This is a genomic window from Mycobacterium parascrofulaceum ATCC BAA-614 (assembly GCF_000164135.1).
In the GTDB taxonomy this organism is placed as follows: Bacteria; Actinomycetota; Actinomycetes; order Mycobacteriales; family Mycobacteriaceae; genus Mycobacterium; species Mycobacterium parascrofulaceum.
Window position 1 is genome coordinate 92,706 of record NZ_GG770556.1, and the last position, 10,977, is coordinate 103,682.

At 64.7% G+C, this 10,977-nt stretch carries 8 protein-coding genes; 1 reads left to right on the plus strand and 7 read right to left on the minus strand.

Annotated features, from left to right (window positions below; genetic code table 11):
• Positions 1-30: 30 nt before the first annotated feature.
• The 6 genes from HMPREF0591_RS20340 to HMPREF0591_RS20365 all read right to left on the minus strand — a co-directional run bounded on the left by HMPREF0591_RS20340 (position 31) and on the right by HMPREF0591_RS20365 (position 8,712).
• Positions 31-1,227 (minus strand): alpha/beta hydrolase, encoded by a 1,197-nt coding sequence (locus HMPREF0591_RS20340; RefSeq protein WP_007170502.1) that lies wholly within the window; start codon positions 1,225-1,227, stop codon positions 31-33.
• 103 nt (positions 1,228-1,330) lie between these two features.
• Complete coding sequence (locus HMPREF0591_RS20345; protein WP_007170503.1) at positions 1,331-3,691, minus strand: acyl-CoA dehydrogenase family protein; 2,361 nt, start codon at positions 3,689-3,691, stop codon at positions 1,331-1,333.
• A 15-nt stretch (positions 3,692-3,706) separates the two neighbouring features.
• The gene (locus HMPREF0591_RS20350; RefSeq protein ID WP_007170504.1) at positions 3,707-4,894 is read right to left on the minus strand and encodes a cytochrome P450; all 1,188 of its coding nucleotides are present in this window, start codon (positions 4,892-4,894) and stop codon (positions 3,707-3,709) included.
• A gap of 120 nt (positions 4,895-5,014) precedes the next feature.
• The gene (locus tag HMPREF0591_RS20355) at positions 5,015-6,124 is read right to left on the minus strand and encodes an NDMA-dependent alcohol dehydrogenase (RefSeq protein WP_007170505.1); all 1,110 of its coding nucleotides are present in this window, start codon (positions 6,122-6,124) and stop codon (positions 5,015-5,017) included.
• Positions 6,125-6,174: 50 nt separating this feature from the next.
• Entirely contained in the window at positions 6,175-7,389 is a 1,215-nt protein-coding gene (locus tag HMPREF0591_RS20360) for a cytochrome P450 (RefSeq protein WP_007170506.1), read from the minus strand.
• 222 nt (positions 7,390-7,611) lie between these two features.
• Positions 7,612-8,712, minus strand: coding sequence for a TIGR03857 family LLM class F420-dependent oxidoreductase (locus HMPREF0591_RS20365; protein WP_040623454.1), 1,101 nt, complete (start codon positions 8,710-8,712; stop codon positions 7,612-7,614).
• 125 nt (positions 8,713-8,837) lie between these two features.
• Here HMPREF0591_RS20365 and HMPREF0591_RS20370 point away from each other — a divergent pair, with 125 nt between their 5' ends.
• Positions 8,838-9,488 carry a TetR/AcrR family transcriptional regulator gene (locus HMPREF0591_RS20370; protein ID WP_007170508.1) on the plus strand — a complete coding sequence of 217 codons (651 nt, stop codon included), beginning with the start codon at positions 8,838-8,840 and terminating at the stop codon, positions 9,486-9,488.
• Between the two features lie 43 nt (positions 9,489-9,531).
• Here the strand turns inward: HMPREF0591_RS20370 and HMPREF0591_RS20375 are convergent.
• The coding region (locus HMPREF0591_RS20375) for a class I adenylate-forming enzyme family protein (protein WP_007170509.1) at positions 9,532-10,977 on the minus strand (1,446 nt) is incomplete at its 5' end.

Here is a 10,977-nt window from a genome sequence, read left to right on the forward strand (position 1 = left end):
TTGGCCTCCTGTAAGAATAGAAAGGGTCGGTCAGGAAGTGGCGAAGCCGTGCCGCTGCATCCAGTCGTGGACGTGATCAGCGGCTTTTGACAAGTGGGAGCGCTGGTCGTTGCCGGTGAAGTAGTGGTTCGCGCCGACCAGATCGATGCGTTCCTTGTCCTGGTGGCCGATGGCGTCGAACACCTGCTCTTGATGGCTGGTGGGCACGGCGTCGTCGGTGCCGTTGCACATCATGAGGATCGGGACCGACACCCTTGGTGCGGCGTCGCCTGCGTCGACCTGTGCGGTGTCCAGGCCCCACTGGGATAGCCAACTGCGCGCGGTGGTGAAGCGCATCAGCGCGCCCGGGCTGGTATTGGCGATCTCGGGGTCGCCGAGGTAGCTCCAGCGGGGCCGGCGTCCGTTGGGTTCGATGGTCGGGTCCAGCCAGCGAGGATCGGCCATGGTGCCGTGTACGACGAACGCGTGCTCGGCGTGTGGGCGGCCGTTCCGACGAAATTCGTCCAACTTCTCCTGAGCGAACGCGGTGATCCGCCGGTTGCGCTCACGTTGCCGGTCCCGGTATGCGGTCAGAAAATCCGCCGAGTATGGCGGTTGATTCGGGTTGGCCGGAGCGTAGAGATCGAACTCGGCGTCGCGATTTCGCTCGGGCACCAATTCGTCGGTAACCGAGGCATCCAAGAATTCGGTGAGCAGTCGGTGGCGACTGCGGGGGGCGGCCAGCAACATCACGCCGTCGGCGGGCGTCAGCGTGGTTTCGGCCAGCGGCGTCGGCTCCCCCGCCGAGGTCTGGGTGATACTAGGTTTTTCCGCTTCAGCCTGGTAGCCCATCATCGGTGAGCCACCGCCGCTCCACCCGGCCAGCACAACCTTGCGGTATCCCAGCCGTTCTTTGGCGTCGCGCACGCAGGCGCCGACATCGAGGAGATGGTTTTCCATCTGCAGCGCCGAGTCGCCCAACGTGTAGCGATTCGCGCAGCCGATGACATGCAGGCCAGTCCGCGCCAACTCGGGAAAGAACGGCAGGTAGGCCGGCGAGCCGATCGGGTGCGACGCCACGATCACGGTGTCGGAGTCACGGTCCCCCCGCAGTAGCTGGGCCTGGCGCACGACGTTGTCGCCGATAGTCCCATACACGTCCTTGCGCGCCGCCCGTTCGGTCGACACCACCAGATAGGGCGTCCGCCGGTACTTGGACCGCTCAACCGAGACTGGTTCGGCGGTCATTAGTAGCGCACTTTCTGCATGTTGCGCATCGCGTCCCTCGTTTCACTGGTCATGGCGACCACTGCATCGTAACCATACATTGTTTGGTTTGTGAAATCGCGGGTCACGAACGTCGCGTCTCACGCCACGGGATGCCAGTGTCGACCCGAGGCTCACCAGGCAGGCCGAGAACGCGCTCTCCGAGGATGTTGCGCAGGATCTCCGAGGTTCCACCCTCGATGGAATTGGCCAACGAGCGCAGATAGGCCTTGCGGACATCGTCGCCGCCGTACGCCGACGATGCGGTCGGCGCAGTCTCTGCGTAACCGTCGATCAGTAGTCCGGCCGTGCCCGAAATGTCAACGCCGAACTCATATATCGCCTTGTTAAGCTCCGCCATCTGCAGCTTCGCGATCGAGCCCTCGGGTCCGGCTTGCCGGCCGGCCTGCGCGGCCCTGACGTTCGTCAGGCGAGCGGCTTCTGCCTGCGCCCACAGCAGCATGAGCCGCTCGGTGGCGACGGCCGTCACCCGTCCGGCCGCGGCCGCCGCACGGTAAGTCGCCACGGCTCGGGCGATCGTCCCGTGTCCGCGGGGCGTGGTGCGTGCGCCGATGGCGATCCGCTCACTGGCCAAAGTGGTGATTGCGACTCGCCAGCCACCGCCGACCTCACCGAGCACATTGGCCGCTGGAATGCGGACGTCCGTCAGGAACACCTCGTTGAACTCGGCCTCACCGGTGAGCTGGCGCAGTGGCCTCACCTCAACCCCCGGCGTGTGCATGTCGAGGACGAAGTACGTGAGCCCTTTGTGTTTGGGAACGTCGGGGTCGGTACGCGCGAGCAACAGCCCGAACCGAGCGACGTGGCCCAGCGACGTCCAGATCTTCTGGCCGTTGACGACGAACTCGTCGCCGGCGCACACCGCACGGGTCGCCAACCCGGCCAGATCAGAGCCGGCACCCGGCTCGGAGAACAGCTGGCACCAGATCTCCTCGCCGGAGAAACAGGGGCGTAAATAGCGGCGCTTCTGCTCTTCAGTGCCATGCGCCTGAATGGTCGGCAAAGCCATACCCAGCCCGATTACATTGCGCGCCTGATGATCCGGACAGCCCGCAGCAGCGAACCCGCGATCGACGACCGACTGCAGCGAGCTGTCGAGGCCGCGCCCACCATACCCGGGGGCAAAGCTCACGACCGCGAGTCCGTCATCGAAGCGAGCTTCACGGAGCGCGCGATCCGATTCGCCGTCAGCCGGATCGGTGACCGGGTGTCGCCGCAGAAAATCAGCAACAGCTTCTTCGACCGCGTCGACTTCAGGCGACGGATCACCGGGCTCCGTCTCGTTGAAGGTGACTTCAGCGGCCGGCAGTCCGGACTCGCCAGCCATGTCGAGCAATTCGGCAAGCCGGGCGCGGTGGCTGGACGGGGATCCGAATAACAGCTGAGAGCTCTTGGCGCGCTTGAGATACAGATGCGCGGGATGCTCCCAGGTGAACCCGATACCGCCGTGGATCTGGATATTGTGCGCCGCCACCCGCGTATACGCGTCCGAACACACGCTGCGGGCCAGGCTGGCTGCGACCGACAGGTTGGCCACATCGTGCACGGCCGTCCATAAGCCGTGGTAAACCACCGACCTCGCCGATTCGACATCGACGAGCATGTCAGCGCAGCGATGCTTGATGGCCTGGAACGAGCCGATCGCCCGGCCGAACTGCACCCGGGTGGCTGCGTGCCGCACCGCGAGTTCGAGGGCGCGTGTCGCACCCCCGAGTTGTTCGGCGGCCAGATAGAGGGCCGCCAGGTCCGCGCCGCGCTGCAGAGCGTCTGCGGCGCCACCATCGACGCCCAGCAGGTCAGCCCGCGCGTGGTCGAAGGTGACTTCAGCCAGCTTGCGGGTGGTGTCCATGGTGCTCAGCGTCTTGCGCTGGACCCCGTCGGCATCACCACCGACGGCCAGCAGGCACGGGCCCGCTGCACTGCGGGCGGCGACGAACAACACATCGGCCGCGAGCCCGTCGACCACTATCGCGGCGGTACCGGATACCTCCCACTGACCGGCGTGCTCTGCCGCGGCCAACGTACTGTCCGCGGGGCCTGGGCCCGACCACGTCAGGGTCGCGATGGTCGTACCGCCGGCGATTCCCGGCAACCATCGAGCCGCGGCAGCGTCGTCATCCAGCGCGAGCAGGACGCTCGCGGCCATGCCCACGCTGGACAGGAACGGCCCGCCGAACAACGCGGCGCCCATCTCTTCGAACACCACGCCGAGCTCGACCGCTGTCGCACCGCTGCCATCGAACCGCTCGGGAATTGCCAGGCCCTGCAGCCCCAGCTCGTCGGCCGCGCGACGCCAGACCGCCGGGTCGAAGCCGACCTCGGTCTCCATGCACCGGCGCACCGACGCTTCGTCCGAATGCTTGTTGAGGAAGTCACGCACTACCGCGCGCAGCTCCTCGGCATCCTCCCCCGGAAGGAAGTTCACACGTCTACCTCCGCGTCAGTGGACCACGTCGAAAACCAAAGGCAAACTCTCCGGGCCGTTCGCGATTCCCGCCGCCCAATGGACCTCGGCCTCGGGGTCGGCGAGGCGCAAGTTCGTGATTCGTTTGAAGAGCTCGTCGAAGGCGATCGCGATCTGGATTCTGGCGAAATGGGCTCCCAGGCAACGGTGCAACCCGAGCCCGAACCCGACATGGCCGCCGCGACGCAGATCGAACCTCAGGTGCGAGGCATCCTCGAAGTGCGTCTCGTCGCGGTTCGCCGAGTCGAACCGCACCAGGATCTGCTCGCCCGCTTTGATCGGCAATCCGCCGACTTCGACGTCCTTGGTGGCTGTTCGCCCGAGACAGCCGACCGGCGAGGTCAGCCGGATGAGCTCATCCATGTCCTGGCGGATCCAGGCAGGGTCGCGGAGCCGCGTTTCCAGCTCGGGATGAATTGCCAACTGATGGGCGATACCGCCCAGCGCACCCCGCGTGGTATCCAGGCCTCCGAGGAACAGCACGGCCACGACGCCGAGTCGCTCCATCTCGGTCAGGTGTCTACCGCCTTCGACGGTGCCGGTGGAGATGGCGTTCATCACTTCGTTGGCCGGATTGGGGTTTTCTGTCTGTTCGGCGAGGTACTGCACGGACAGCGCGACGAGTTCGCCGTAGGCCTCGTCGGTTCCTTCGACCGCGACGCGGACCACCACGTCTTGGGCATGCGCCATTCGCACGGGGTCGTCTTCGTTGAAAACAGCGCGCGACAAGGCATTTCCGACGAACGGCCCGGCGAATTCCCGGACGAAATCGAACCGACCGTTGCCAATAAATCCATCGATCAACTCGGCTGCGTTCTTGCGCATTTCAGGCTCGAACTTCGTCAGGAAGGTGCGGGTGAAAAGCGGGTTGAGAATCTTGCGCAGATCAGGTTGGTAGGGCGGATCGGCGTCTAGTGGGTTCAGTCCTACCGGAGATGGCCGAGGCGCCACACCCTTCGACGAGAAGGTGTATGGATCTTCCAGGATTCGTCGCACATCCTCGTAGCGGAAGACGATGTACTGGCCGCCGTCGGCATCAGTGTGCGCGACAGGGCATTTTTCGCGGGCGTATGCGAGTACATCCCACTTGATCTTCTCGTGCGCGGGATCCCACATGTCAAAGTGCGGAAGCAATTCTTCGTAATCAATCGCCGGGTTGGACACTATCCATCACCACGCCCTTCATCGCCACGTAGTCATCCGCGCAGTTCACGCGGGAGCGTAAATCAGATTAAACCATCACCGTTTGGTTAGGGCCACCATGGCGAAACAGCTTTCCGTCGGTCAGAACGTGATCATGCCGCGCATGATGGTTCCGCTGAGCAAATCGTCGTAGCCCTCGTTGACCTGCTCGAGGCGGTAGGTCTTGGTGATGAGCTCCTTGAGCTTGAGTTCGCCCCGTTTGTACAACGAGAGCAGACGGGGCAGGTCGGCGTGCGGGTTGCAGCCTCCGAACACGTTGCCGACGATCTCTTTTTGGCTGAGGATCACGTCGACCAGTACGACGTCGACGTTCGTCACGGTAGGTGGCGCGACCGATGTCAGGCAGGCGCGGCCGCCCTTGCGGGTCAGCAGCATGAGGGGCATCAGCATGTCGCCGCTCATCAGGCTTGCCGTCATGATGGTTTTGTCGGCCATGACACCTCGGGTCAGCTCGGTGACTAGAGGCATCGCTTCCTCCATCGACGCGACCGAGTGGGTGGCACCGAGCAACTCGGCCTGCTGCCGGCGGAACGGCACCGGATCGACCGCAACGATGACCTCTGCGCCGGCGATCCGCGACCCCTGGATGGCACTCGACCCGACGCCGCCGCACCCAACCACGACGACGGTGTCCCCCGGACCAACCTGTGCACGATTGACCGCCGCCCCGAATCCCGTTGCCACGCCGCATCCCACGAGCGAAGCCAGCTCCAGCGGGATGTCGTCGTCGATCTTGACGCACGAGTCTTGGTGAACCACGGCGTACGGGCTGAAAGTGCCCAATAACGACATCCGGGCCAAACCTTGTCCGCGAGCATGGGTGCGCGGTTTGCCGTCCACGATCGGCATTCCGGCCATGATGACGGCACCGTAGTCGCACAACACCGAATTGCCGCTCGCGCACCACCGGCAGTGCCCGCATGCCGGCATGAAGGCCATCACAATGTGGTCACCCGGCTTGAGCCGCGTCACCCCGGCGCCGACCTCTTCCACGACACCGGCGCCTTCGTGTCCACCCACGATCGGAAGACCAATTGGCATGTCTCCCTTGACACCATGGTCGTCGGAGTGACATAGGCCGCTGGCGGCGAGCCTGACCCGCACTTCGCCGGGCAGCGGGTCGTCGAGTTCGACGTCCTCAACACTCCACTGCTGCCCGACTTCCCACAAGACCGCCGCCGTTGTCTTCACTGGTTCTCCTTCGTGACTGAAAAGTAAGGGAGCGTGCAGAAGTCGCGGATCTACCGGATGTCGAATTCGATCGGCAAGGCGTACAGGACGCGGCTCATCCCGGGCCGTCGCGCGATCTCGGCCCCCGGAGCAAGCCGCAGGTTGGTGATCCGTTCCAGGAGCGTGTCGATGGCGATGCGAATCTGCTGGCGAGCCAGGTGCATGCCGATGCAGCGGTGCACGCCCATACCGAAACCGACATGCGGGTTGCGTTCCCGGGTGTAGTCGAGTTCGTCGGCATGGTCGAAAACGTCGGCGTCACGGTTTGCGCTGCCGAAGTGCACCAGTACCCGGTCACCGGCGTGCAGCTGAGTGCCGTTGAGCTCCACGTCGCGGGTCACGATGCGTCCCATCGCATTGACCGGCGAGGTGTACCGCAGGAACTCATCCAGGATCGTGCGTTCCCAGCCCGGCTCGCGCACCAGTTCCTCGAACGAGGGCTCGGTGGCCAGCTGGAGCACCATGTCGCCGATCGCGACCTTCGTGGTGTCCAGACCGCCGACGAACAGCACCTGCACGACGCCGATTCGTTCGGCACCGGTCAACGGGCGGCCCAGCACCGTTCCCGTCGTGACGGCGTCGACGATGGCTCCTGGCTGCGAACTCGCCGCGCGTTTCTCGACGAATTGCACCATCAGCTGGTAGAAGTCCAAGACGCCCTGGGTGTCGCCGGTGATGAAGCGCTCGTTGCACTCCGCGGCGTTGCGGAAGAGCTCGCCGTCGTCGTCTTCGAAGATCACCGACGCCAGGACGTTGGTGACAAACGGTCCGGCGAAATCCTGCATGGCGTCGCATCGGCCCGACGCGACCCAGGTGTCCATGGTGCAGCGAGCGATCTCGCGGACGCGCTCGTCGCTGGCGGCGAGCCGTTTGGGGTGAAAGAACGGATTGAGCAACTGGCGAAAGCCGTGCTGCAGCGGCGGATCGGTATCCAGCGGAGGCAGTGGCACCCCGCCATTGCCGGCGATGTTGGTGTATTCCGTGGAGGAGAAGGTCTCGGAGTCGGTCAGCACGCGCCGGACGTCGTCGTAGCGGGTGACGATGTGGTAGCCGCCGTTGGCCGAGGTGGGTGGGACCGGACAGTGCCGGCGCGCGTAGCCCAGAATCTGTACTGATCGGTCCGCGTGCTCTTTGTCGAAGAAATCGAAATCCGGTAGTAGGGCCGCGATCTCAGTTTCGGTCAGCACTGACGCGAGTTCGGCATCGCTATTCGCCGTGTCGGTCATGGAAACGGGCCCCTCTCGCTGTGCTGCTGGTGCAGCATTGTGCGGCAAACCGATGAGCATGCCGACCGCGTGCAGCGATCCGGCTCTCCCAGTCTCGGAGTAGTCCAGATCACAGTCGCCATTAATCTAACGATGATTGGCTACCGCGAGCAAGTCTCGGCCGCCGGCGTGCCTTGCTTCGACTGTCACGACACGGGAACCGCCGTCCGCGCTCGGCGGCAGTCAGACCCCGACCGAGGCCGGTCGGGCCGCGCGTTCACGCCAACACCGGATGAGTGCGGCATTCTCGGCCGGCGTGCTGCCGTAGATCGCGATCTCGTCGACCCCCACCGCCCGGTACTCGGCGAGCCGGTCGGCACAGTGCTCGACGGAACCGATCGCACACGACTCGGCCATCCACTCGTCGGGTACGAGCCGTGCCGGCTCCATCAACTCGGCACGGTGGAAATCCTGATCGGCGTTCTTACCCATCAGCTGTTTGTGCGTCCGCAACTTGCCCAGCACCGACTGGTCCCAGCCATTGGAGTTGGTCAGCGCCTCGCCGTGTCCGGGCCACTCGAGGTAGGTGACCGCACGTGCGTGCGCGTAGGCACGCGTGCTGAACTCGTCCAGCTCGGCGGCCACCACGATCGGGTGGCAGATACGCAGCGAGGCCGGGTCGCGATTGCGGTCGGCGCAGGCGTTGCGCAGCCGCTCCACCACCGTGCGCACGGCATCGACGGTGAGGAAGGGATAGAGCATCACGGCGTCGAACGCGTCGTGGGCGACGGCCTTGGCGAACTTCGGTCGGCCGTACCCGCACGCCCAGACCTCGGGCTTGGGAACATCACCCAGCGCATCGATGGTCCGCAGTTGGGTGCCGTTGTAGTCGACCACACCGCCTTGCCAGAGTGCTTTGACGGTCTCGGCGTAGTGAACGAAGTGGTCGTAGGACAGTTCCGGCATGTCCGGTAGCGGCACGCCGCGCCCAAGTCCGAGCACGAACCGCGGCCCGTAGAGGGCGTTCATCGTCGCGCCGAAACTCGCTGCCACCATGGGGTGGCGCGAGGACGCCGACCACACCCCGGTGCCGACGCCGAAACGTGTGGTGCGCGCGGCGATGCCGCCGAGAATGGCGCCGGAGTCCTTGAGGTCGAAACGTTCGCTGAGCCAGCCACGGCGAAAGCCGAGGCGCTCGGCGGCCTGCGCATCCGTCAGCGCGGTGCTGATGTGGGTGAAGCCGCGCTCCTGCTTGGTGGTCACCCGCCCGCAGATGAGGTAGATGCTGAGGTCGTCGACGACCGGCGCGAGTTGGCCGCTCGGGTCGTGATCCACGGTAGCCATTTGCTGTGCTCCTCGGTGACGTCGGCGCGTGTCGCCGTGATCAATCCCATTGACCACCGGCATCATCATTCAATCAATAACAGTAAGAGTACTTGTACGCAACGCGGCGGTGCGACAATTTGCAGATGCCGGCATCGCTGAAAGGTGGAGGCCAACTCACCCGTCGAACCGTGATCGCGACCGCCATCGCGCTGATCGAATCCGACGGCATCGACACGTTGACCATGCGCAAGCTGGCCCGTGCCTGCGGAGCGGCGCCGATGTCGCTGTACCGGCACGTCGCCACGAAAGAGGAGCTGTTGCACGCCGTCGTGGATGGCTATCTCGCCGACGTCGAACTGCCGTCTACGGACGACCTGCCCTGGGATGAAGCGATCGAACGGGTCGTGCTGACCGTCGCGGCGGCATTCGACGCGCACCCACAGCTAGCGGAGATTCTGGCAATTCAACCGATCGACGCCGCCGCGGTGTTGGACGCGATGGAACGCATCGCCCGAGCCTTGAGGTCCGCGGGATTCGACGACGGCGCGGTCAGAAGTGGACTGGCGACACTGAGTGCCTTCGCCACCGGCTACGCGCACCGGCGTGCCGCGCATCGCCGCGCCCCGGATGTCCGCGCACGCCGTTTCGGTCGCCTCGCCGAGGAGCCGGAACGCTTTTCGGCTCTATTGTCGGTCTCCGCCGGGGAGGGTCTCGACACTCCAGGAAACTTTCGCGTCGGGCTCGGATGGATCATCGACGCCCTGCGGCGTCAGGCACCGGGCCCACGGCGTTGAGTCGGGTAGCCGATACGACCGGGTAACCCAAACCGTCACTGCCTCAACGGTTGATCGCGGAACTGAGCTGTTCGATCAGCTTGTGTTTGCGGACTTTTCCGGTCGGTGTGAGCGGCAGGTCCTCGGCGCGGTAGAACACCACCCGCTTGGGCACCTTGAACCGTGCCAGATTGTCTCGGCAGAGGTCGATTACGTCGTTTTCGGTAATTGTCGCGTCCGGCGCCGGAACGACGACCACCCAACCGGCCTCACCCCAGCGGTCGTCGACCATGCCAACAGCGAAAGCCTGGCTGATCTCGTCGTGGGATGCCAGCAGATCCTCGATCTCCTTGGGCATCACCAGTTCGCCTCCGCTCTTGTACAACTCGCGGCTGCGACCGGTCACCTGTAGGTAGCCGTCGGTCCGCACCCGTCCAAGGTCTCCGGAGAACAACCGCCCCTGCCGCAGGGTCGCGGCGGTCTCCTGTGGACGATTCCAATACCCGAGCATCACCGTCGGCCCGGACGACACCAACTCGCCTTCCTCGCCGGGCGGCAGATCCTTATGCGTCTCGGGATGCACTGTCGCGTAATGCACCAGAACATCGGTGCCTGGAATAGACGCGGCACCGGCCATTTTCGCCTTCCCCGCGGTTTCGGCAGTGAATTTCAACGGGTCTTCGGGTCGTGTCAGTGTCATCGCCCCGCCGCACTCGGTCATCCCGTAACCGGTGACGATCTCGCTGATACCGAGACGGTCTTCGACGTTGTGCCACAACCAGATCGGCGCAGGGGCCGATCCGCAGAGCATCGCCCGCAGGGAGGTGAGGTCGTAATCGCGGCGTGCGGCACTCTCGACCAACGCGACCGCCATGGTCGGCACGCACAGGATGTCACTGGCGCGGTGCCGGTCGACACCGGCGAAGTACCCTTCGGGACTGAACGTGGGTTGCAGAATGACCGCACCGCCGACGAACATCGCCGAGAGCAGTCCTTCGATGTAACCGAACATGTGATAGCAAGGCAACGAGAACAGGATTCGCCGCCCGTCCTCATAGGCTCGTGTCAACGCCGACGCGTAGGCGGTACGCAATACCGCGTCGTGGGTGATCAGTACGCCTTTGGGCGAACCCGTCGTGCCCGAGGTGTACAGCATGTCGCCGGGATCGGTCGGGTGGGCCGTTAAATCGTCGGCAGCACCGCGGTTCTCGTCGCCGATGCCACCGAGTCCGGGCACCGTCAGGCAGCCGGGGCGGGCCCGCCCGTCGTTATCGAGCAGCACTACTTCGAGCGCGGAACCAGACCGCGGTGAATCCCAGCCGGGCATGATCGCGTCCAGCATCGACTGATAGTCGAGGCTACGGAAGCCGGTCATGGTGACTAGCACGCGGCACCCGGCGTCATTGAGGACAAAGCGCAATTCGTCCTGCTGGTAGAAGAAGTTGACCGGAACGGCGATGGCTCCGACCCGAGCGATAGCGAACTTGACCGTTACAAACTCTGGGTAATT